The sequence below is a fragment of the Rhodococcus sp. RD6.2 genome, from assembly GCF_001040705.1.
Lineage (GTDB): Bacteria > Actinomycetota > Actinomycetes > Mycobacteriales > Mycobacteriaceae > Rhodococcus_G.
In genome coordinates, this window is record NZ_CVQP01000007.1 from 69,600 (window position 1) to 91,877 (window position 22,278).

The window sequence follows — 22,278 nt, forward strand, 5'->3', positions numbered from 1 at the left end:
ATCGCTCGACTCACCGCTGCGAACGGCGCCGCAGACCGATCGCCAACGCCGCCGCCGCCAGCAGACCCGCCAACACGAGCACTCCGCCGGCGATCAGCACCCCCCGCACCACATCCGACGTCTCGTCGGTCTCCGGTGCCGGCTGGTTCGCCGTCACCTGCACCGGATCTCGGTCACCGGTCTGGAACAGTGCGTCACCGGACAGCGACGACCAGCGTGAGCGGTCCGCGTCCAACCAGGCCAGGATCCGATCGACACTCTCCGGGGTCCCGGTCGACGTCGCGACCAGCAGCATCCGGTCCCGCTCCGCATCCCAGGCGGCCTGCAACGACCCGAACTGCAGCCCCGGAATGTCGACTCGCTCCGGGTCTCCGCCGCCTGTCAGATCGACCAGCTCCACCGTGTCGTCGCCGATCACCTTCAACGGCAACGGAACCGAGTCGGGGAGGCCGCCGTTCGCTGCGACCAGAATCGCGGGAACATCGGAGTTCACGGCGTCATCGAAGTCGACCAGGACCGGACGGAAGGGGGTCGCCGTCAAGCCCTGCATCCCCGTGACGATCGACATTGCGCGACGCGCATCGTCGAAGGTGTCCTCCTGCAGTCCCACTCGCGCGATCGGCATCAAACCCTGTGGCAATGCCTGGAACCCACTCGGATGCGGCGGCACCTGCGCGTCACTCCGCACCGCACCATCGGGGTCCAGGGTCAACGTCACCGGCTGCGTCGAACCACATGCCATCGCGCCGGCCACCTGCAACGTCACCACCAGTTCGGTGTACCGCGACATCAGGTTCGACGGGATCTCCACCCACCGATCGATCCGACCGTCCTCGTCCACCGGCCACTGATCCAACGTCGTGTCACCGACCGTCACCGTGATCTGCCCGTTCTGGGTGTCCGGCAACGGGGTGTAGTTGCCGATCAGGTGCACCCGCACCGGACCGGACGGTCGTCCGAGGCGCGTCTGGTCGATCCCGATCCGCACCTGAACACGACCAGTCGACGTCGCGGTGAGAGCACTTGCACCCAAGTCGCCCAACGTGGTCAGCGACGGTGCCGCCGCGGGTGCGGCGTCCAACGAACCCGCCGTCGCCGTCGTCGCGACGGTGACCGCAGCGAGATCGCTCGTGAGCAGTCGCGACTGGTTCAGCAGGCCGTCACCGTTGCCGCTCAGCGTGAGCACCGGAACCCCGGCGGGCGAGGTCGACAGCGTCGTGGCGTTGACGTCCGACTCGGACACCACGACCTGACGCTCCAGCAGCCCCACCGGATCCGTCGGTAGATCCTGGCCCGCAGGCAGTGCCCGCAGGTCCACTGCCGCATCCTGATTGGCGTACCGGGCGGTGATCGCGGCGCCGATCTCGAGCGCCGCCGCGACCTCCTCGCGGTTCGGCTCCGGCGGCACGTACACCGACAGTCGGGTCAGCGCGGGCGGCAGGAAGTCGGCGAGCACGGTCGGCTGCGCTTCCGTGCCCGCGAAGTCGACGACACCGTTGACGATCGCGAGTGAACCTTCGGACCAGTCGTACGAGCACCACTGGTCGTCCAGGGGAACCAGATACGACCGCAAGGTGATCCGAGCCGTGTTCTCGACGATCGATGCGCCTGTCAACGGCAACGACACCGGCACGGTCGGTGCACCCGAGGGAACGTCCACGCGGCCCAGCGTTCGCCCGTCCGACAGGACGTCGATCCATCCCTGCCCGGAACCCGCCGGCACCTGCAGCGTTCCGCGCAGCGCGACCGGACTCAGGCCCTGCGGCACCGGAATCTGGAGCGACACGTCGTCGGTGCGCCCCGAGAACGTCAGCGTGGGGGCGACACCCACCGACGGGAACGGCAGGGACTCGTCCTGCCTGACCTGAGCAGGCAACGCCTGCACAGGGGGCGCAGCGGCCACGGCCAACGCGGCAGCACACAGAACCGACAACGCCAACGACCGGACCGTCATGCATGGCCTCCGAGCGGGTGGGTGACAGGGCCGATCTCACCCTACGAAGGAACACCCTCCGATGCAGCGGACGATCGCCGCGCCGCGCCGTCGAGACTTGTCTGCTACTGGCTGTAGCTGGACAGGAAGTTGCCGAACCGTTCGATGGCGACGGCGAGGTCACGCGCCCACGGCAGCGTCACGATGCGAAGATGATCATGATTAGGCCAGTTGAAGCCGGTGCCCTGCACCACCAGGATCTTCTCCTGCAGCAGCAGATCCTGCACCAGCTTCTCGTCGTCGTGGATCTCGTGCACGTTCGGATCCAACTTCGGGAACGCATACAGCGCACCGCGCGGCTTCACACACGACACACCCGGGATCATGTTCAACCGCTCCCACGCGACGTCGCGCTGCTCGAGCAGCCGTCCACCGGGGAGGATCAGATCCTCGATGCTCTGGTATCCGCCGAGCGCCACCTGAATGGCGTGCTGTGCAGGCACATTCGGGCACAGGCGCATCGACGCCAGCAGGTTGAGGCCCTCCAGGAAGCTCGACGCGTGATCCTTCGGCCCGGTGATCGCCACCCAGCCCGCCCGGTAGCCGGCAACCCGGTATGACTTCGACAGGCCGTTGAACGTCAGGCACAGCAGATCCGGCGCCAGCGTCGCCAGCGAGATGTGCTTCGCGTCGTCGTACAGGATCTTGTCGTAGATCTCGTCCGCCAACAGCAACAGCGAGTGCTTCCGGGCCAACGACACCAGCTGGCTCAGCACCTCCTCGGAGTACACCGCACCCGTCGGGTTGTTCGGATTGATCACGACGATCGCCTTCGTCCGCGGCGTGATCTTCGATTCGATGTCGGCGATGTCCGGGTTCCAGCCGTCGGCCTCGTCGCACAGGTAGTGCACCGGCGTCCCACCCGCCAGCGCCGTCGTCGCCGTCCACAGTGGATAGTCCGGTGCCGGGATCAGCACCTCGTCGCCGTTGTCCAGCAGCGCCTGCATCGTCATCGTGATCAGCTCGGACACCCCGTTGCCGAGGTAGACGTCGTCGACGTCGAGCTCCGGGAAGCCGGGGACCAGCTCGTACCGCGTCACGATCGCCCGACGCGCCGACAGGATTCCCTTCGACTCCGAGTACCCCTGCGCCGTCGGCAGCGCCGCGATCATGTCCCGCATGATCACGTCCGGCGCCTCGAACCCGAACGGCGCCGGATTGCCGATGTTCAGCTTGAGGATGCGGTGACCCTCGGACTCCAGCCGCGCCGCATGCGCGTGTACCGGGCCACGGATCTCGTACAGCACGTTCTGCAGCTTCGCGGACTGCGTCAGCACGCGCGGCGGTACATGGGTGTGGTGGGAGGGCTCCGAGACGGTCACCCGTCCATGGTGCCACTGCAGGTAAAGCGAATTACTGCCGGGCGGCGGGGAGTGTGGACGTGTTCACACAGGTGTTCGGGCGTCCACAGGGGTTTTCTGCGTGCAGAACCCCCGCGGAAACCCGAAAAACCGTGTGGACGAGACGGGTGAGCGTCGGGGGAGGATTCTGGACTGTGGTCGAACCCACCCGCCCACACGGAAGCGGCATTCCCATGAGCGCACCAGGCATTCCCCGACCCGCACCGGTCGACATGGCGCACCACAGCCACCTCACCGGACTGTTCGCGCCGCAACGCGACGAGGTCGACGTGCACGACCTCGACGTGATCGGCGAAATCCCCCCGGACCTGCACGGTGCCTACCTGCGTAATGGGCCGAATCCGCGCTTCGACCCGATCGGGCGGTACGTCTACCCCCTCGACGGCGACGGGATGGTCCACCGCGTCGAGATCGCCGACGGCCGCGCCCGCTACACGAACCGCTTCGTGCGGACGCCGATGGTCGAAGCCGAGGAACGCGCAGGTCACGCCATCTGGGGCGGTGTCACCGACCTCTACACACCCGGCGTCGACGAGGTGGGACCCGACCTCGCGGGCACCAGTCGCGACCTGCCCGACATCAACATCGTCCGGCACGGCGGACGGCTCCTCGCGATGGCCGAGAGCGCGCCGCCGTACCGCCTCGACCCGGCGGACCTGTCTACCCTCGGGCGGGAGACCTGCGGTGACGCGATGGCTGTCGGCAGCACCGCCCACCCGAAACGCGACCCCGCGACCGGCGAACTCGTCCTGTTCAACTACATGCTCGAGGCGCCCTACCTGACGTGGGCGGTGCTCGCCGCGGACGGGACGACGTCGCGGCCACCCACCCCGGTCGACGGTGTCAACACCCCGCTGATGATCCACGACATGGCCCTCACCGAGCGGTACGTCGTCCTCGTCCTGTGCCCGCTGGTGTTCGACATCGCCGCCATGCTCACCGGCGGCGCGCTCCTCGACTGGCGACCCGACGACGGCACCCGCATCGCCCTGATCCCCCGCGACGGCGGACCCGTCCGCTGGGCGAGCTGCGACGCGTTCTGGGTGTGGCACTTCGCAGGCGCCCGCGACCTCCCCGACGGCCGCGTCCAGGTCGACTACGCGCAGTGGGCGTACCCGCACGGGTTCGCCCGCCCCGACGCCCCCTGCCCGGGCGGACTCGTCCGCGCCGTCGTCGACCCCGAGCGCGGCACCGTCGACCGGCAGACCGTGTTCGACCGCGACGTCGAGTTCCCCCGCGTCGACGACCGCACCCTCACCCACGCAGGCGGACCCGTCGCCACCGTCGGCAAACTCGGCCGAGACTCCGCAGGCTGGGACTCGCTGCGGTTCTTCGACCCGGACGCGGGCACCGAGGCGCACTGGGACGCCGGCTCACTGGCCGTCGGTGAGCCGCAGTACATCCCCGGTGCCACCGCCGACTACTGGGGAATGATCGGCACCGACCGCATCGACCTGACATCGTGGTTCGTGATCCTGCCCGCCGCGGACCCCGCGTCGGGCCCCCTTGCGCGGGTGGAGCTTCCGATCCGCGTTCCCTCCGGACTGCACGGAGCGTGGCTACCCGTGTGATCCGGGCAACATCCTCTGGAACGCTACGAGGCCCTCCGGCGATACTTACCGGTGCGTCAGATTCGGTAGGCGCGTATCTACAGGGGGATGGAGAAGGGTCGTGTCGATCGTGTCGCGCGCCGAGAACGGGGGGACGGCAACACCCGCGGTCCGATGGAAGGATCGTCGACGCTTCTACTGGCTGCTCGGGCTGCTGGTGCCGCTGAGCCCGTTCCTCGGGTGGTTCCTCGTCGACCGGTTCCACCTCGGACTCTTCTGGGCGGCGGGCGCGCTGTTGCTGGTCGTCGTCGTCCCGTTGATCGACCTCGTCGCAGGCGTCGACAAGTCCAATCCGCCGGAGCAGGTGATGGCCTCCCTCGAAGCCGACCGCTACTACCGCTGGTGCACCTATCTGTTCCTGCCGTTGCAGTACGCCGGCCTCGTCTTCGCCTGCTACATGTGGACCACCGCACCCATGGGCTGGGCGGAACGATTCGCGATGGCCGCCACCGTCGGCGTCGTCGCCGGAGTCGGAATCAACGCGGCACACGAACTGGGCCACAAGCGGCCCAAACACGAACGGTGGCTCGCGAAGATCGCGCTCGCGCAGTCGTTCTACGGGCATTTCTATGTCGAGCACAATCACGGACACCACCTGCGGGTCGCCACCCCGGAGGATCCTGCGACCGCACGCTACGGCCAGTCGTTCTGGGCCTTCCTGCCGCGATCGGTGATCGGTGGTGTGCGGTCTGCCTGGGTAATCGAGCGGGCGCGACTGCACCGGCGCGGTGCCCGTACCTGGAGCATCCGTAACGACGTGCTCAATGCCTGGGCGATGAGCGTCGTGCTGTTCGCCGTCCTCATCGCCGCGTTCGGGTGGTCCGTCGCGCCGTGGCTCGTCGTGCAAGCCGTCCTCGGCTTCACGTTCCTCGAAGCCGCGAACTACCTCGAGCACTACGGACTGCTCCGCGGGAAGCGTCCCGATGGACGCTACGAACGCGTTGCGCCCGAGCACAGCTGGAACAGCGACCACGTCGTCAGCAACGTGTTCCTCTACCACCTGCAGCGGCACAGCGACCATCACGCGAACCCGATGCGGCGCTACCAGACCCTCCGCTCGATGGAGAACGCCCCGCAGCTGCCCGCCGGCTACGCGGTGCTCATCGTGCTTGCGTTCGTCCCGCCGCTGTGGCGTCGAGTGATGGATCCGCTGCTGCTCGAGCACTACGACAACGACCTGTCACGGATTAACGTGCAGCCGTCTCGGGTGTAGGTCCGCACAGGTTTTCGGGCATCCACACGGGTTCTCGACGCACATTTCCCGTGTGGGCGCGCGAAAAGGGGTGCGCAGGCGTCGGGTCAGCCGGGGCGTGGTGTTCGCGTGACCCGACCTGACGGCGGCTCTGCTCGTCCGGCACGCGCAACGGCCCGACGAATACGGTCCGCCACGACTCCCGGCGTCGCGAGCTCGTCCCAGGTCCAGCGGACCACCTGCCATCCCGCGTCCCGGATGGCGTCCTCGCGACCCTTCTCCGCCCACAACACGTCGGAGGGTAGTTCGCCGTCCGGGACCAGCCGGCCGTACTTGACGCGACCGTCGAACTCGCCGACCACACCGTCGAGCACGAAATCGACCCGCCCGAGCCGAATGCCACCGTCCGAGTGGAGCGTCGCCTGCAGATCCGGCAGTGGCAACTGATCGCGGACGAACAGTGCGCGACTGCGTGATTCGCCGACGCTCTCCGACCGCCCATCCGCGAGATCGAGAAGCCGACGGACCCGACTCACGTGCTTACGGTCGGGCGCGAGCACCGCTGCCAGAGTCGCGCGGGTGACGGCACCGGTGTGCAGGGCGTGGTCCGCGACGACGAGGGCCTGCTCGAACCCGAGAGTTGCCGCGAGGTCGACGACGGTGCGCGCAGGCGTCGTGACGCGCAGACCGTCGAGGGTTGTCACGTGCTCGGGCGGCAACGGCAACGAGTGCACATGTCGCCGAGGGCTGATGCTGCCCCCGAACGACCGGTTCCGGGTCAGGTGCACGCGCGACAGCGACGTGTTCCACAGGTCGAAACCGTGCACCACTGCCGCGGACTGATGGCTGAGCACCGCTTCCGGAGACGCCACGTCGAGCACCGCTTCGGCCGCCAGCCGATGCCGAGCGTCCATGTCGAGGTCGAGAAACGTCGCGGCGTGGGCGAATCGTCCGGGGTGCAGGCGCTTCCACGCCCCGGTCCGACATTGGCGTTGCAGTTCGCGATCCGTCGCGCCACGCCGCAGTGCCTCGGCGCGTCGAATGATGAATTCCCCCATGGCCGTATCGTGCCGGACGCCCCACCCCGCAGCGATTGGGAAAGCGCCGCCTGGGGATGAAAGCCGCAGTTGTGCACAGGGCGCCGGTCGCCGGTTGTGGTGCGGACGTCCGCAGGGGTTCTGGAGTGTGCGCAGGGGTGTTGGGCGTGCAGTGGGGGTGTGGGTGCGGGAATGGTCGTGCGCATGGGTTTTGGGTGGCTGGGGGTTGCTGTACCGGGTTGGAGGGGGCGGCGGTCGGGGTGCGCAGGGGTTCTGGAGTGTGCGCAGGGGCCCTGGAGTGTGCGCAGGGGTGTTGGGCGTGCAGTGGGGGTGTGGGTGCGGGAAGTGGCGTGCGCATGGGTTTGGGTGGGCAGGGGGAGAACGCAGAACGCGCCCCCACCGAATCCGGTGGGGGCGCGTTCCGTACTGTGTGGCTACTTGCGGCCGGGAGCCTTGGCGCCGGGCTTGAATCCGAGTCCGCCTGCCTTCGGCTGCGGCGGCGCCGGAGCTTCGGCGACCGGAGCAGCGGGTGCCTCCGCGACGGCGGGTGCCTCCTCGACCGGGGCTTCCTCCACGGGAGCCGGAGCCGGTGCCGGGGCGGCGGCGGGGGCCGCGGCCTTACGGGCGCCGGGCGCCTTTGCGCCACCCTTGAATCCGAGTCCGCCTGCCTTCGGCTGCGGCGGCGCCGGAGCCTCGGCAGCAGCTGCCGCGGGAGCCTCGGCAGCGGGGGCTTCGGCGACCGGAGCAGCAGGCGCAGCCGGAGCAGCAGGCGCGGCGGCCTTCTTCGCACCCGGAGCCTTCAGTCCGCCCTTCATCTGGAGCCCGCCGGGCTTGGCGACCGGAGCGGCCGGAGCCTCGGCGGCCGGTGCCGCAGCCTCGGCAGCGGGAGCAGCCGGGGCAGGGGCCTTCGCGCCCGGAGCCTTGGCGCCAGGGGCCTTGAGCCCACCCTTCATCTGCAGTCCGCCGGGCTTGGCGGCCGGGGCAGCGGGAGTTGCGGCCTCGGCAGCGGGTGCGGCAGGCGCAGCGGCCTTGGCACCCGGAGCCTTGAGCCCACCCTTCATCTGCAGGCCACCCGCCTTCGCGGCGGGAGCTGCAGCCGGAGCCTCGGCGGCCGGCGCGGCTGCAGCCGCAGCGCCACCGGGAGCCTTGAGACCACCCTTCATCTGCAGGCCACCGGGCGCCTTGGGGCCGCCCTTCATCTGCAGACCGCCTGCCTTCGGGGCAACCGCCGCGGCAGCGGCCGCTACGGGAGCCTCGACCTCGGCCGGTGCCTCCTCGACAACGGGCGCGGCCTCGGCGACGACGGCCTCCCGCGGCGTCTGCACGACGACGAGGTTCTCCGTCAGCTTCGCCGGCTCGAGGCGGGTGATGGACTCGAGCATCATCTGCGCGACGTCGACGACCTCGACGCCTTCGCCCTGGCCCTGCTCCTGACGTGCGGTGACGCCGTCGGTGAGCATGACGCGGCAGAACGGGCAGCCGGTCGCGATCTTCTTCGGATCGGTGGACAGTGCCTCGTCGACGCGGTCGACGTTGATGCGCTTGCCGAGCTGCTCCTCCATCCACATGCGGGCACCGCCGGCGCCACAGCACATGGACCGCTCGCCGTGGCGAGGCATTTCCTTGAGGTTCGAGCCGGTCGCGGCCATCAGCTCACGTGGCGCGTCGTACACCTTGTTGTGGCGACCCAGGAAGCACGGGTCGTGGTAGGTGACGTCTTCCTGCACCGACGAGACGGGGATCAGCTTCTTCGCCCGCACGAGACGGTTGAGGAGCTGGGTGTGGTGGACGACCTCGTAGCGGCCACCAACCTCCGGGTACTCGTTGCCGAGGGCGTTGAAGCAGTGCGCGCAGGTGACGACGATCTTGCGCTTGGACTCCTCGATGCCGTCGAAGACGTTGTTGAGGACCTCGATGTTCTGCATCGCGAGCTGCTGGAAGAGGAACTCGTTACCGGCGCGACGTGCGGAGTCGCCGGTGCAGGTCTCCTCGGCGCCCAGAACCATGAACTTCACGCCCGCGGTCGCGAGGAGCTCGGCGACGGCCTTCGTGGTCTTCTTGGCGCGGTCCTCGTAGGCGCCGGCGCAGCCGACCCAGAAGAGGTACTCGTAGTCGTCGAACGTCTCGGCGTCCTTGCCGAACACCGGGATCTCGAAGTCCATCTCGGAGATCCAGTTGAGGCGGTCCTTGGAGTTCTGGCCCCAGGGGTTGCCCTTGTTCTCGAGGTTCTTGAACAGGCCCGCGAGCTCGGTCGGGAACTCCGACTCGATGAGCACCTGGTAGCGGCGCATGTCGATGATGTGGTCGACGTGCTCGATGTCGACGGGGCACTGCTCGACGCAGGCGCCACAGTTGGTGCACGACCACAGGGTTTCGAGGTCGATGACGGGGGCCTGCTCGCCCGCGGCGACCAGTTCGGCGGTCTCGCCGACGAGCTTGCGCTCGGCTTCGAGGCGCGCGGCCTCGGGGATCTTCGCGAGCGCGGCTTCGTTCACGTTGCCGTCGGCGTCGACGAGGCCAACCTCGTCGCCGCCCATGTCCTTGCGGCCACCGGCCAGCAGGTACGGGGCCTTGGTGTAGCCGTGGTCGCGCAGCGACATGATGAGCAGCTTCGGCGACAGCGGCTTTCCGGTGTTCCAGGCGGGGCACTGCGACTGGCAGCGGCCACACTCGGTGCACGTGGTGAAGTCGAGCCAGCCCTTCCACGAGAAGTCCTCGATGCGTCCGGCGCCGAGGGTGTCGGTGTCCGGGTCGACGTTGTCCATGGTGAGGGCCTTGCCCTTGGACATCATCGGCTTCGCGGCGCCGAGGGCGACGCCGCCGTCGTTCTCACGCTTGAAGTAGATGTTGGGGAACGCGGAGAAGCGGTGCCACGCGACGCCCCAGGTGATGTTGCGGCCGACGACGAACAGCCAGACCATGCCGGACATCAGCTTGACGAAGGCGAAGATCGAGACGAGCGTGACGTTCGCCGGGATCACATTGGCGATCAGGCCGGTGACCGGGTCGGTCCAGCTGGAGTGGCCTTGCAGCGACAGCACGCCTGCCTTCACCAGCACCATGCCGATGCCCTCGGTGAGCACGACCCATTCGACGAAGTAGGCGGGACCGAACTTCGATCCGCTGAAGCGGGAGAGGCGCTCGGGCAGTCGCGGGTGGTTGAGCTGGCGGATCACCATCAGCGTGACGATGCCGACGACCGTGCCGACGCCGAGGATCTCGTCGCCGAGGTGGAACCACCACGTCTCACCGATGATCGGCCACGACCAGGTGGGATCGAAGGTCTGGCCATACGCCATGAACCAGAACTGGGCGCCGACGAGGAAGCCGATCATGACGAGCCAGTGCGCCCAGCCGACGGTGCGGAACTTCTGCATCCGGGTGTGCGCGATGAACTCGATGATCATCTGCTTGAAGCGGGGGAAGAACGGGCGCCACCGGTCGGGCGCGGGCTGACCGATCGTCACTGTCTTGCCCATGGTCCAGGCCCCGCTGAGGAACGAGGCCCAGCACACGAGGCTGAGCAGTACGCCGATCGTGCCCAACGTGATCGTCAGGGCATTCATGTCACGGCCTTTCCTTCTCCGACGGTTACGCCTGCAAGCGTAAGGTACCTAAGTTACCCGCCGGTAGCATTTGGTTTCACATCATGTCACGGCTGCGTGCGCCGGGTTTTCGCCCGGGTGCACAGTAGTGCTTGCGTTCACGGTAAAGGCCCGTGCGCCGATCGATTCGCGCAGGTTAGCCTAAGTTAGGCAACTGACCAGTAACTTAGCGATCTCCTGAGGGTTTCCTAACTTTGACGCGAAGTCGTTGTTCTCAGGAGGTTCACAGACTAGTGTGCGTGTGTTGCTGTGTCTTTTCTCGCCAAACCGCGAGTCATTCCGGAGGGGATATACCGAATGAAGCTCAGGAAGTCTGCCGTCACGTCGATGCTGGCGATCGCCGCACTCGGCGTCAGTGTCGGCACCGCCAGCGCCAACCCGGCGCCGGAGACCATCGACTGGAACTCGAAGATCGAGGGAACGTCCGTGGTCACCACCATCGATGCGGGTGCGTTCAAGGTGTCCGGTGACGGCAAGAACATCGAGCTGCAGGACGGTCGCGGCAATGCCGTCGTCAGCCTCCCGCTCGCGTTCCAGCTCAACACCCTGCAGTTCCCGATGGACCAGAAGATCAGCGAGGACGGCAAGACCGTCACCCTGACCCCGGTCTTCGACCTCGGCAAGGCCAAGTCGATCTCCGGCAACGCGACCGCGCAGCCGATCAACGGCGCCGGCCTCGCGATCAAGGACATCGCCTCGCCGGACGAGAACCTCAAGGCGCAGCAGACCTTCACCTCGCAGCTCGCCGTCGCCACCGCTTCCGGTGGCCTGCTCGGCACCATCATCGGTGCGGTCGTGGGCACCTTCGTGATGCCGGCCGTCGGCACTGTCACCGGTGCTGGTATCGGTGGCGTCGTCGGCACCATCGCTGTTGGCGGCCCGACGCTGGTTGCCGCGGGCATCGGCCTGGGCCAGACCCTGATGGCCGAGCCGGGCACCACGGTCTACGCGGCCAAGTAACTCACTCGGTACGCGACAGCGGCCCGTCACCTCGTGGAGGTGACGGGCCGCTGTCGTGTATGGGCACGTGTTCATGCCCTTGAACGCGTCGAGGCCGGGCCGCAAAGTTGCGGCCCGGCCTCGACGGCGTGGATCAGGAGAGTCCGGCTCCGCCGGCGTTCATGGCGATGGCGGCGATGTAGCCCACCGACTTCATGACGATGCCCAGGACTGCACCGGTGTCCGATCCGGTGCCAGCGTCAGGGGTGGTGGCGTCGGCAATATCTGCGAGCATTGCACTTCCTCGTCGTGTAGGCCGACTCAGCGGCCGGCGGATTGCCCGACTGGATCCCCCCAGTCAGTTCGTTCTCTTTTCGTTGTTGGTGCGAAACGGTTACGCCAGCAACAACTTCGGGCATTCTACCCCGTGAGCTCATTCTGCAGTGACGCTACTCGTCACCTGCCCGCAACGAACTGTGCGCGGGCCCCCGACCTGGGGACCCGCGCACAATCTGCGTCATGCGGTGTCTAGCTGGTGCGGACCTTCAGGCCAGGGTTGGCGCCGATGATCGCGTTGATCGGCGTCGCGAACAACTGCGGGCTGTCCCCGACGATCGTGGTGATGACCGTAGCGACCTCGCAGAACTTCAGGTCGGCGACGTTGGAGGCACTGGAGATGCCGAGTGCGCGGTCGCCGGTGACGATGGTGCCGCCACTGTCGCCCTGCAGCGCGCAGATGTTGGCGGAGAAGCCGCCGCGCAGGACACGTGCGCCCACGCCCACGGTCTGGTTGACCGCGTTGATGGTGCCGCAGGTGAAGCCGGTGGTCAGACCGGACTTGCAGACGGGTGCGCCGACGACGGGGTCGGCGGTGCCGGTGATGTGCAGCGGCGAGCGTCCGGGCACGCGGACCAGGTTGTTCTGGAAGCGATGGGCCTCGGCGTCCTCGATGTCGATGATCGAGAAGTCGAGTCCGTCGAGGTTGGTGCGCTTGAACGTCCCGATCTGCGGTCCGAACACGCCGTCTGCGGGCATCTGGAACACCTTGGACCCGGGAGCGCCGTGGTTCGGGTCGCAGTGGCCTGCCGAGATGTTGACGGTGGCACCGGAGCCGTCGACGCCGTTGAACCCGAGCGAGCAGCGGAACGCGCCCTCGGCGTTCTCGGCGGCGTAGGAGTCGCCGCCGAAGAGTGCGTCGTCAGGTGCGCCGCCGTTGTCGACGACGGGTGCGACCGAACCGAGCGCGGGCTGCAGGGCGAGGACCGCGCCTTCGAGGAAGTCGGGCACCTGGAATCCGCCGACCTCGACCGTGTTCGAGACGCGGAGCACGAGGTTGTTGTTGACGACGTCGACCGCTGCGCCGCCGACGAGGCCGGCCAGGGGCTCGGGGAGAGTGGAGATCCACTTCTGCGCCTGTGTCAGCTGGTCCTCGAGGGCCCGTTCGCTGCGCGGCAGGTCCTTGACCGTGTAGCCGGCCTCTTCGACGGCCTTACGGGCGGCGTCCGTGTCGGTGCCGTCGGCGAGTCCGACCAGGGGCTTGCCGGCCGGGTCGAGCCATGCGCCTGCGAACACGTCAGGGAATTTCTTGCGCATCTCGTTGGCGAACGCCACCAGCTTCTGGCCTGCGTCGGCCTTCGTCAGGTACTCCTCCGCGCTGAGGCCGAGGTCGCGCTTGACTGCGGCGACGAGATCCTCGGGCAGCGCCGCGGCGGGAGCGGGGGTGGCGGGGGCCGCGTGTGCGAACGCGGGAGCGAGCAGGAGTAGAGCGGCGGAACCGATCATCGCGGCGCGAAGCGCGCGGGTGCTGCGCATGAGGACCTTCCGTTCGGGGACACGCGACTGACGTGAGGCAGGCATGCGGGCACGGCCGGGCGCCGCGGGTCCGGGTCGAATGCCCATGACTATATGGCCTGGAGCGCCGAGAAAACACCGTCTCGCGGATTTGCGGAGTGGCGGCATCCGAATTGCCGGGGATGTCTCATCCGAATCACCTGGGATGCCGTATCCGGCAGGGCGGTGCTGGGAAACGACGACGGCCGCACCGGTGGTTCCGGTGCGGCCGTCGTGTCGTTCGTTCCGTCAGGCAGGTGCGTCCTGGGTGCGGATCCGAAGATCACGGCCGAGGGTGGCGTTGGCGCGCTCGACGATCTTCTCGATCGGGACACCGATGCTCGCGGTGCCGCCGTCGAGGGCGAGGACCAGGTTCGCTTCGGTGCAGTTGGGGGCACCGCTAGCGTTGGATCCGGACGAGACGCCGAGCGCTCGGGTGCCGGTGAGGATCGCTCCGCCGCTGTCGCCGCTGAGCGTGCAGGTGGACCCGGCGAATCCGCGGACGAGGCGGTTGGTTCCGTTCGCCAGATCCAGCGGCACGTCGACGGAGTCGGCGAGCACGATCCCGCAGGTGAAGGCGGAGGTCTGACCGGACTTGCAGATCGGTGCCCCGACGATCGGTCGTGCGGTGCCGGTGACGGTGACGGTGGTTCCGTTGGCGCCGCGGACGGTCGGCTGGTTCAGGCCTGCGTCGACGCCCGCCTTGTTCAGACCGATCACCGAGTAGTCGAGGCCCTCGGCCTTGACGCCCATCTCGGAGTGCTCGAAGCTGCCGATCTCGGTGCTGCGGGTGACGTCCGTGTGGTTGGGAAGGTACACCGGAGACCCGCCGGCGACGCCGGACTGCCCCTGGGCCGGGTCGCAGTGCCCGGCGCTGACGTTGTACGCGGCACCGTCCGCGCCGACGGCGTTGAAGCCGAACGAGCACACCCCGATCTCCTCCACGGGTGTCGCGGCGGACAGCGGCTTCGCGGTGGTGACGTAGGTGTCGCCGCCCTGCGGGCGCGGATCGACGGGGCCACCGCCGCCGGGGGAGACGATCACCTTCAGTTGGGCGAGCAGGGTCGGCAGGTTCAGTGCGCGTCCGATCGGGCTGTTCACGACGTCGATGACGACCTGGTTGTTCAGCACGTCGATCGACGTCGAGTTCACCTGCGAGGACACGTCCTGCGGAAGCGCCGTGATCCACTGGTTCAGCTGGCCTCGAGCGGCCTCGAGTTGGCGCTCGGACTTGGTGGCCATGTGGGTTCCGTAGCCGTCCGCCGACACCCGCTGCGCAGCCTCGGTCGTGGTGACGGCGACGATGGGACGCCCGTCCGTGGCGATCCACGACCCGGCGAAGGTGTCGGGCGCCGATTCGCGCAGTCCGTCGGAGTACGTCCCGAGGCGCTGAGCGAGTTCGGCCCGTTCGAGGTACTGCTCCGGCGTCAGCTTGAGGTCACGCTTGATGGCGTCGACGAGTTCCGCGGGGAGTTGCGTCACCTGCTTCTCGGTCACCAGGGGTTCATGCGGCGCGGCCTGCGCGAGTGAGGCGACAGGGAGGAGCGTGGCAGAGGCCAGGATTGCGGCGCGGAGCACCAGCGGCAGACGCATGAAGACCCTTCTGGAGGCGTTCGGACGGACGACGACGCCCTACCATAGGGGAAACTTCGATGTGATGTCGGCAACTGCTGGTAGCAGGATTTCTTATCAGAAATTCCCGTCCCGTAGCGGCTTCGTCCTCAGACCCCGGCGTCCGTTTCCGGGTCGGGTTCCGGCTCGGGCGTGGGCTCCGTTTCCGTCGCCGTTTCCGTCTCGGTTTCGGTTTCGGTCGGAGGTTCGGTGGTCGTGGTCTCCTCTTCTTCCTCTTCCTCCGTCTCCGCCGGCGGCTTGGTCGTCGTCTTCGTGGCTGTGGTCGGCGCCGGCGGCTTCGCTGTCGTCACCACCGGAGGCGGCGGCGCCGGAACAGCGGTGGTGGCGGGCGGCGGAAGAGCGGCCTCAGTGGACCTCGGTGTCGTCGCTTCGGTGGTCCGGGGCGCGGCGGTCGTCGTGGTCGGGGCATGCTTCGTCGTCGTTGCCGTGGTCGTCGACGTGGCAGGTGCGACGACTCCCTGCGGCGGGGTGTCGGCGCTCTCGCCCCGGGTCATCGCGACGCCCGCAATCGTCGCGAACAGAAGGGCGAGTGTCACGCCTGCGGCGACGAGCGTCCGACGACCGCGGACAGGTGATTCATCCGCGGGATCGCCCGCCGGTGCCGCGGCAGCGGGCGTTGCATCGGCGGCGACACCCGCCGCCACGGGAAGGACCGGGTTGCCGAAGCCTGCCTGGGTGAACGCCGCCGGCTGTTCCTGCGGAACCACCACGGGCAGGAAGTCGGTGACGGCGTCGTCGTCGACTGCGTCACCGACGATCCCGGCCGCTGCGGCGGCACCGGCGGCCGCAGCACCGGGTAATGCTGCCGCAGCGCCTCCTCCGCCGACCATGCCCGCGGCGAGGATTGCGGCACCGTGCACGGCCGTGTGCGCAGGCTTCGGCGCGACGATCGCGGGCGCGGGCAGCGACCCGGCCAGTTCGGCGAGCTCGAGTAGCAGGGGGATTGCCGCGCCGCCGCCGGTGAGGACCACCGCGCGCAGCGTCGCCGTCTCGACGTCGTGGGCACGGAGGACCTCGACGACGAGTGCCAGGGCACCCTCGAGGGGGCCTCGCATCATCTCGTCGAACTGCGACCGCGTCACCGTCACCTCGGTGGCGGAGTCGCCGATGCTCACCGGGATCGTCGCCGCGTCCGCTGCCGACAGTTCTTCCTTCGCGGCGCGGCAACCGTCACGCAACCGGCCGAGGTCGGCACGGATGTCGGCATCGGCGGGATCGAAGCCGTCGAGATCGGCCGCGGCGACACCGAGGACGTACTCGCTCAGGGTGTCGTCGAAGCTGTCGCCACCGAACAGGGGAGAGAAGGTGGGCGGGACCAGCAGGTGCGTCTCGTCACCTGCGCCGACCAGCGACACGGTGAGACCCGCGGCACCGACATCGCACACCGCGACGGTGCCGCCGTCCAGCGGTCCCTGCGTCGCCTCGAACCACCCGACCGCGGTGACAGCGTCGGGCACCAGGCGCACCGATGACAGCCCGGCACGGTCGAGCGCGGACCGCAACGCGTCGACCCGCGAGCCGTCCCAGCGGGCGGGATGGACCGAGACCAGGGCCGGGTTGCCAGCGAATCCGGGGAACTGCTGTACAGCGGTGGCGAGCAGGCTGGCCGTGGCCGTCGCGACGAGATCCTCCGCGAGATAGACGGTGCCGTCGGCGGCGGTGATGCCGTCGGGGTCGCCGACGGCGTCGACGAACCGGCCGATCACTCCCGGTTCGCTGCGCGGCGCGCCGAGCATCGCGGCGGTCGCCGAAATGCGGAGCGTCGCGGGTTCGACGAGGGTGGACGGATCCGTGAGCGGCGCGTCCGACGACTGCAGGACAGCGATCGCGTTGGTGTTGCCGACACCGAGACCGATCCCGTGCTGGACCGTCATCGTCATGCCCCCTTGTTCCTGAGTCCCCCGACTCGTCCGTCCCCCGGCGAAACTCCTGCGCCGCCGCGTCACAGTAATCGGGCTTCGCTTCACGTCCGTTACCGGACCAGGGCATGTCTCCCGATCCCCTTTTCGGCACCCCAGGCGTCCAGTCGCCGCCTCGCCGCGTGTCGTCGGCGCCGATAACTCCGGTATCGGCTTCTCCTCCGCCTTCCGGGACGACGATTGCCCTGCCAGGTGTATCCGAGCGGAATCGAGAGACTAGCGTCGAAGACATGCGCACCGATGGTGACGCGAACTGGTTCCAGCGCGCAATGCAGCGGTGGTCCACGACCCCGCCCGCGGAATGGATGAACACCCGCGTCCCCTGGCACCGGGTCGATCGTCTCGTGTACCGGGTGACGAAGGGGCGGGCCACGTTGACCGGCCCGATGAGCGGTCGGGCGACCGTGATGCTCACGACGACGGGCGCCCGGACCGGGGAGCCGCGCACCTGTCCGATGCTCGGGTTGCCAGACGGTGACCGCGTGGTGGTGATCGCGTCGAACTACGGCAGGCCCGGCAATCCGGCTTGGTACCACAACCTGCGCGCGCACCCGTCCGCGACGCTCGTGGTTCCGCCGCACGCGCCGCGGCGCGTCCGGGCCCGGGAGGTCGAGGGGGCGGAGCGGGACCGGCTGTGGGCGCTGGCCGTGTGCACGTATCCGCCGTGGGAGCACTACGTCGACCGGGTGGCCGGGCGTCGAATCCCCGTGATGGTGCTCGAACCCGATGATCCTGCGCCGAGCTGATCGCGGAGGGCATGTCGTCCGGCAGGCGGCGTCGAGCCCGCCTAGGCTCGACGAACAACTGCACCACGGACATGTCTGGAGTGCTCATGAGTCGACCCGTAACCCAGCCGATCCTCGACCCGCTCACCACGTCGGCGTTGTTTCTCGTGGTCACCGCCGGCCCGGAACCCGCCGACGCGGCGACGGTCGCAGGGGTGGCCGCCGATGTCGGGGCACTCGTGCGGGCGGTCGGGTTCCGTGAACTCGCGGGCTCGCTGTGCTGCGTCGTCGGCGTCGGTTCGGAGTTCTGGGATCGGCTCGGCAAGTCGACACGACCCGCCGATCTGCACCCCTTCGTCGCGCTCGACGGGCCGGTGCATCGCGCGCCCGCGACGCCGGGTGACGTGCTGTTCCACATCAAGGCGTCGCGCGCCGACCTGTGTTTCGAGCTGGGGCGGCAGATTCGCGATGCGCTCGGCGATGCAGCGACGGTGGTCGACGCGGTGACGGGGTTCCGCTACTTCGACGCACGCGACCTACTTGGTTTCGTGGATGGAACGGAGAACCCGACGGGCACGGGCGCCTTCGATGCCGCGATGATCGGCGACGAGGACGCCGAGTTCGCGGGCGGCAGCTACGTGATCGTCCAGAAGTATCTGCACGACATGGGTTCCTGGGGCGGGCTCACGACGGAGGACCAGGAGCGGGTCATCGGGCGCACGAAGCTCGAGAACGTCGAACTCGAGTCGCTGCCGTCGAACTCGCACGTCGCGCTCAACACCCTCGTCGACGACGACGGCACCGAGCGGGAGATCCTGCGCGGCAACATGGCGTTCGGCAGTATCGAGGCAGGGGAGTACGGCACGTACTTCATCGGATACGCGCGGACGCCGGACGTGACCGAGGAGATGCTGAGGCACATGTTCCTCGGCGACCCACCCGGCAACCACGACCGCATCCTCGACTTCTCCACTGCGGTCACCGGCACGCTCTTCTTCGTGCCGAGTGTGACGGTCCTCGAAGCGCTCGCAGACCCGGACGCGGAGACTGCCGAGCCCGACGCCGACGAATCCGCGGACCTGGCCGCGAAGTACGGAACGTCCCTGAACATCGGTGACCTCAAAGGAGTAGCCCAATGAGCCAGTCCAGCAACCTGCACCGCCAACTCGCCCCCGTCACCGATGCGGCGTGGGAGCAGATCGGCGAGGAGGCCGCCCGCACCTTCAAACGGCACGTCGCAGGCAGACGCGTTGTCGACGTTGCCGGACCGTACGGTTACTCGTACTCGGCGCACAACGTCGGACGGGTCAAGCCGATCACTGCCTCCGACAGCAGAATTCGGGCGCAGCTCCGAGAGGTGCATCCCCTGGTCGAGTTGCGCTACCCGTTCACCCTGAGCCGCGCCGAGATCGACGACGTGGCGCGCGGGTCTCTGGACTCCGACTGGCAACCGGTCAAGGACGCCGCCAAGGCCATCGCCTTCGCGGAGGACCAAGCCGTGTTCGCAGGCTACGAGGAAGCAGGGATCCTCGGGCTCGGACCGTCGTCGAGCAACCCCGTCCTGCAATTGCCGGAGGACCCGCTCGCGGTGCCCGACGCGGTGGTCTCCGCGCTGTCGGCGCTGCGGCTCGCCGGTGTGGAGGGCCCGTACGCGTTGGTGCTCGATGCCGACGCGTACACCGCGGTCGCCGAGACCCGGGACGAGGGCCATCCCGTGTTCGACCACCTGGTCAATCTCGTGAGCGAGATCGTGTGGGCGCCCGCGGTGCGGGGCGGCTACGTGCTGTCCACCCGCGGCGGCGACAACCAGCTGACGCTCGGTGTCGACCTGTCGATCGGATACGACAGCCACACCGCCACCGAGGTCACGCTGTACCTCGAAGAGACGCTGACGTTCTCGGCGCTGACCGCGGAAGCGTCGGTGGTGCTCGCGAGGTGACCCTCGTCCCCGCTACGCGCCGTGGCCCATGGCGCGCAGCATGGACAGCATCTCCGCTCGGGACTGTGCTCCTAGTCTGCGACGGATCCGGGCGACGTGATGTTCGACCGTCTTCGCCGAGATGAACAGCCGGGACCCGATGTCGCGGTAGGTCAACCCCGTCACCAGTAGCCGCGCGACGTCGGATTCACGTTCGGTCAGCGTCGCACCGACCGTGGGGGTGGGGGTGCCGCCGCGGTCGGCGGGGGCGGGCCGCAAGGCCCGCGCCACCTGGAGCAGCGCGGTGGCCGTCGCTGTGTCGTCGACACGCAGAGCCGCCTCGCTCGCCAGCCGGGCGCCGTCCCACGGCAGCCCGATCGCACCGAGGCCCGTCGCTGCGGTCTCCACCTCGGCGGCGTCGGTCTCGCCCTGCAGCACCCTGAGCCAGGCGCGTCCCGCACACGCGAGGCCCGCAGCGTACGAACTTGTTTCGGCGGCAACGCCGAGTGCATGTGCATGCGGGATCAGGTCGGTGGGCGACTCGGTGAGGATCGCTGCCTGCACGCCGTACCAGTGCAGCGGGGTGCCCCACAGGATCGGTTCGTCGAGTCGCGTCAGCAGTTCGCGTGCCTGGTCGACGAGATGTGCGACCCGCTCGGTGGCGCCGAGACGTGCTGCACCGAGCCATAGTTCGCCGAGAGGAAGCAGGCTGAGCAGATCCACCGAATGCTCGGCGACAACGGGACCCGCGGCTTCCCAGGCCTGGTGCAGTGCCCCGATGTCACCACCCCGGCGCGCAACACCGACCCGCAGTGCGGCGGCGAACAGGGCGTCGCGGGGTCGTTCCGCCACCGCGGACAGCGCGTCAACCGTGCGGGTCGCGGCGTCGAGATCGCCCTGCAGCATCGACACCCACGCACCCAGGAGGCGGTGCCGATTGTGGGCGACGTCGGTGTCGGGGTCGCCTTCGCTCGCCCGCGCGAGAACCGCAGCCGCGCGACCCAGCTCGCCGCAGTGCATGGCGGTCAGCGCCGTCACCGCCGAGCCGGTGTCGGGGAGCAGTCGGGTCCGAGGGGCGTTGGCGGACAGGGACACCGCGCGTGCCATCGAGTTCAGCGCTACCGCCGTCGGGCCGTCCATCGACTGACGCAACCCCTGAGCGAGAAGTGCCTCGCCCGCCGAGGTCGAGGTCGGCGGAGCATCGGTTCCGCCTGCCGCTGCCGCGTCGGCCGCGTCGGGCCGGCCCGCGGCGAGCAGGACGGACTCGGCGATCGGCCGGTCGACGCCGAGACGATCCGGCCCCAGCCACTCGTACAGGTCCGCACTGCGGACCAGCATCCCCTGGTGGGCGGCGATGCTCGCCGCGATGCGGACGGCAGCTGCCAGCTCGGGTCCGGGTGTCGTCGAGGCCTTCTCGAGCAGGGTGTCGGCGAGTCGGGCAGCGGTCACCAGGTCGCCCGACAGGCCCGCTGCCTCGGCCCGGCGCAGCGTGAAGGCCTCGGCATCCGCGCCCGCCCACACCGCCTCCTCGTACAGCGCGGTCGCCAGTCGCGGAGTCGCGAGAGCGGCCTGGGTGCAGAGGTATTCGGCTAGCTCGGGGTCAGTCAGCCCGGCTGCCGCGAAGGCGCGCGCCGACGGGACGTCGAGGGTGCCGAGTTCGATCTTGACGCGAAGGAGTTCGAGTTGCAGTGCCGTCACCCGCTGGGGTCCGACCGCGGAACGCAGGGGTTCGCATGCCGACGCCACCAGGGCGCCGGTGGGGAGCAGGAGCCCGCATCCGCGTGCTCGTTCCACCAGGTCGCGCGCGTCCGGCAGTGCGAGCAGGCGGGCCAGTTCGCCCGCGTCGAGTCCAATGCCGGTCATCGCAACGGTCAACGCGGACAACAGGTTCGCATCCATCGGCGCGAGCACCTCGGCGTGGCAGGAGGCGACGGACGTCGCGACGACGCGGTCCGCCGCCGCCGTCGACGGCATGTCGGCCAACCCCGCCAGAGCGGCATCGACGCATCGCGGAGCTCCCGCCGTGAGCCGGTGGATCAGCGCGACCAGGGTGGTGGGAAGTGTCGCTCCGAGTACCGCTTCCGCTCGGCGGGAGACCTCCCGTGACGTGAGGTTCGTCAATGTCAGCGATCCGCCCAGCGCGGCGGCGAGGGCCTGCAGATTCGGGTTGCCGGACCGTGGCTCGGAGGCGACCACGACCGTCGTGTCCGGGCGCCTCGCCAGATCGGCCAGTGCGTCGAGCGTCGACGCCGACAGCAGGTGCGCATCGTCGACGACCACCGCGGCGCCGGGGGCCGTGGCCTCCGCCGGATCCGAGGTCACCGGCCCGGGAACGTGATCCCGCACCAGGGCCAGCAGCGCCGACTTGCCGGTGCCCGACGCGCCGCGAATCAGGACGTGCGGATGACCGGAGCGGACACCGTCGAGGAGGGCACGCGCGGGGGCCGACGACGCGACGGCGGGGGCCGGGCGGGTGAGCTGTGCGGGCACGGTGTTCGCCTTCCTGATGCCGGTCGG

The 22,278-nt window shown here is 68.9% G+C and carries 15 protein-coding genes; 6 read left to right on the forward strand and 9 right to left on the reverse strand.

Going from position 1 to position 22,278, the window contains the following annotated elements; all coding sequences use genetic code 11:
* Positions 1–10 precede the first annotated feature (10 nt).
* Together RHCRD62_RS14035 and RHCRD62_RS14040 are read right to left on the reverse strand one after the other, a co-directional pair.
* Positions 11–1,954 carry a hypothetical protein gene (locus RHCRD62_RS14035; protein WP_050065358.1) on the reverse strand — a complete coding sequence of 648 codons (1,944 nt, stop codon included), beginning with the start codon at positions 1,952–1,954 and terminating at the stop codon, positions 11–13.
* A 104-nt stretch (positions 1,955–2,058) separates the two neighbouring features.
* Positions 2,059–3,315: a pyridoxal phosphate-dependent aminotransferase gene (locus tag RHCRD62_RS14040; protein ID WP_050065359.1), complete on the reverse strand. Its 1,257-nt coding sequence runs from the start codon at positions 3,313–3,315 to the stop codon at positions 2,059–2,061.
* A 212-nt stretch (positions 3,316–3,527) separates the two neighbouring features.
* Between RHCRD62_RS14040 and RHCRD62_RS14045 the strand changes: the two genes are divergently transcribed.
* Both RHCRD62_RS14045 and RHCRD62_RS14050 read left to right on the forward strand, forming a co-directional pair.
* Positions 3,528–4,925: a carotenoid oxygenase family protein gene (locus RHCRD62_RS14045; protein ID WP_050065360.1), complete on the forward strand. Its 1,398-nt coding sequence runs from the start codon at positions 3,528–3,530 to the stop codon at positions 4,923–4,925.
* A 100-nt stretch (positions 4,926–5,025) separates the two neighbouring features.
* Positions 5,026–6,177 (forward strand): alkane 1-monooxygenase, encoded by a 1,152-nt coding sequence (locus RHCRD62_RS14050; RefSeq protein WP_050065361.1) that lies wholly within the window; start codon positions 5,026–5,028, stop codon positions 6,175–6,177.
* Between the two features lie 86 nt (positions 6,178–6,263).
* Here RHCRD62_RS14050 and RHCRD62_RS14055 read toward each other — a convergent pair whose 3' ends face one another.
* Together RHCRD62_RS14055 and RHCRD62_RS14060 are read right to left on the reverse strand one after the other, a co-directional pair.
* On the reverse strand, positions 6,264–7,214 hold the full coding sequence (locus tag RHCRD62_RS14055; protein WP_050065362.1) for a hypothetical protein: 951 nt from the start codon (positions 7,212–7,214) through the stop codon (positions 6,264–6,266).
* 413 nt (positions 7,215–7,627) lie between these two features.
* Positions 7,628–10,759: a (Fe-S)-binding protein gene (locus tag RHCRD62_RS14060; RefSeq protein WP_050065363.1), complete on the reverse strand. Its 3,132-nt coding sequence runs from the start codon at positions 10,757–10,759 to the stop codon at positions 7,628–7,630.
* A 336-nt stretch (positions 10,760–11,095) separates the two neighbouring features.
* Between RHCRD62_RS14060 and RHCRD62_RS14065 the strand changes: the two genes are divergently transcribed.
* A complete protein-coding gene (locus RHCRD62_RS14065) occupies positions 11,096–11,758 on the forward strand; it encodes a DUF8020 domain-containing protein (RefSeq protein WP_050065364.1) in 663 nt (220 codons plus the stop codon).
* A gap of 133 nt (positions 11,759–11,891) precedes the next feature.
* Here the strand turns inward: RHCRD62_RS14065 and RHCRD62_RS25880 are convergent, their stop codons facing one another.
* From RHCRD62_RS25880 to RHCRD62_RS14080, 4 genes are all read right to left on the reverse strand, one after another.
* Positions 11,892–12,032, reverse strand: a complete 141-nt coding sequence (locus RHCRD62_RS25880; RefSeq protein WP_157050929.1) for a hypothetical protein — start codon at positions 12,030–12,032, stop codon at positions 11,892–11,894.
* Between the two features lie 233 nt (positions 12,033–12,265).
* Positions 12,266–13,549, reverse strand: a complete 1,284-nt coding sequence (locus RHCRD62_RS14070) for a S1 family peptidase (RefSeq protein WP_050065800.1) — start codon at positions 13,547–13,549, stop codon at positions 12,266–12,268.
* Between the two features lie 267 nt (positions 13,550–13,816).
* A complete protein-coding gene (locus RHCRD62_RS14075; protein WP_050065365.1) occupies positions 13,817–15,160 on the reverse strand; it encodes a S1 family peptidase in 1,344 nt (447 codons plus the stop codon).
* A gap of 128 nt (positions 15,161–15,288) precedes the next feature.
* The gene (locus RHCRD62_RS14080; protein ID WP_050065366.1) at positions 15,289–17,079 is read right to left on the reverse strand and encodes an Hsp70 family protein; all 1,791 of its coding nucleotides are present in this window, start codon (positions 17,077–17,079) and stop codon (positions 15,289–15,291) included.
* 269 nt (positions 17,080–17,348) lie between these two features.
* On the opposite strand from RHCRD62_RS14080, the gene RHCRD62_RS14085 reads away from it, so the two are divergent.
* From RHCRD62_RS14085 to RHCRD62_RS14095, 3 genes are all read left to right on the forward strand, one after another.
* Positions 17,349–17,864, forward strand: a complete 516-nt coding sequence (locus RHCRD62_RS14085) for a nitroreductase/quinone reductase family protein (protein WP_172671066.1) — start codon at positions 17,349–17,351, stop codon at positions 17,862–17,864.
* An 86-nt stretch (positions 17,865–17,950) separates the two neighbouring features.
* Positions 17,951–18,982: a Dyp-type peroxidase gene (locus tag RHCRD62_RS14090; protein WP_216596634.1), complete on the forward strand. Its 1,032-nt coding sequence runs from the start codon at positions 17,951–17,953 to the stop codon at positions 18,980–18,982.
* Positions 18,979–19,782: a family 1 encapsulin nanocompartment shell protein gene (locus RHCRD62_RS14095; RefSeq protein WP_050065368.1), complete on the forward strand. Its 804-nt coding sequence runs from the start codon at positions 18,979–18,981 to the stop codon at positions 19,780–19,782. The genes RHCRD62_RS14090 and RHCRD62_RS14095 overlap by 4 nt, the downstream gene beginning before the upstream one ends.
* Before the next feature lie 12 nt (positions 19,783–19,794).
* On the opposite strand, the gene RHCRD62_RS14100 is transcribed toward RHCRD62_RS14095, so the two are convergent.
* On the reverse strand, positions 19,795–22,251 hold the full coding sequence (locus RHCRD62_RS14100; RefSeq protein WP_050065802.1) for a LuxR C-terminal-related transcriptional regulator: 2,457 nt from the start codon (positions 22,249–22,251) through the stop codon (positions 19,795–19,797).
* Between the last annotated feature and the right edge of the window lie 27 nt (positions 22,252–22,278).

Coding starts and splice junctions, on each gene's coding strand:
- RHCRD62_RS14070 (WP_050065800.1), bottom strand. CDS start 13,549: ATGCGCAGCACCCGCGCGCTTCGCGCCGCGATGATCGGTTCCGCCGCT.
- RHCRD62_RS14075 (WP_050065365.1), bottom strand. CDS start 15,160: ATGCGTCTGCCGCTGGTGCTCCGCGCCGCAATCCTGGCCTCTGCCACG.
- RHCRD62_RS14060 (WP_050065363.1), bottom strand. CDS start 10,759: ATGAATGCCCTGACGATCACGTTGGGCACGATCGGCGTACTGCTCAGC.
- RHCRD62_RS14080 (WP_050065366.1), bottom strand. CDS start 17,079: ATGACGATGACGGTCCAGCACGGGATCGGTCTCGGTGTCGGCAACACC.
- RHCRD62_RS14095 (WP_050065368.1), top strand. CDS start 18,979: ATGAGCCAGTCCAGCAACCTGCACCGCCAACTCGCCCCCGTCACCGAT.
- RHCRD62_RS25880 (WP_157050929.1), bottom strand. CDS start 12,032: ATGCTCGCAGATATTGCCGACGCCACCACCCCTGACGCTGGCACCGGA.
- RHCRD62_RS14035 (WP_050065358.1), bottom strand. CDS start 1,954: ATGACGGTCCGGTCGTTGGCGTTGTCGGTTCTGTGTGCTGCCGCGTTG.
- RHCRD62_RS14085 (WP_172671066.1), top strand. CDS start 17,349: ATGCGCACCGATGGTGACGCGAACTGGTTCCAGCGCGCAATGCAGCGG.
- RHCRD62_RS14045 (WP_050065360.1), top strand. CDS start 3,528: ATGAGCGCACCAGGCATTCCCCGACCCGCACCGGTCGACATGGCGCAC.
- RHCRD62_RS14055 (WP_050065362.1), bottom strand. CDS start 7,214: ATGGGGGAATTCATCATTCGACGCGCCGAGGCACTGCGGCGTGGCGCG.
- RHCRD62_RS14090 (WP_216596634.1), top strand. CDS start 17,951: ATGAGTCGACCCGTAACCCAGCCGATCCTCGACCCGCTCACCACGTCG.
- RHCRD62_RS14065 (WP_050065364.1), top strand. CDS start 11,096: ATGAAGCTCAGGAAGTCTGCCGTCACGTCGATGCTGGCGATCGCCGCA.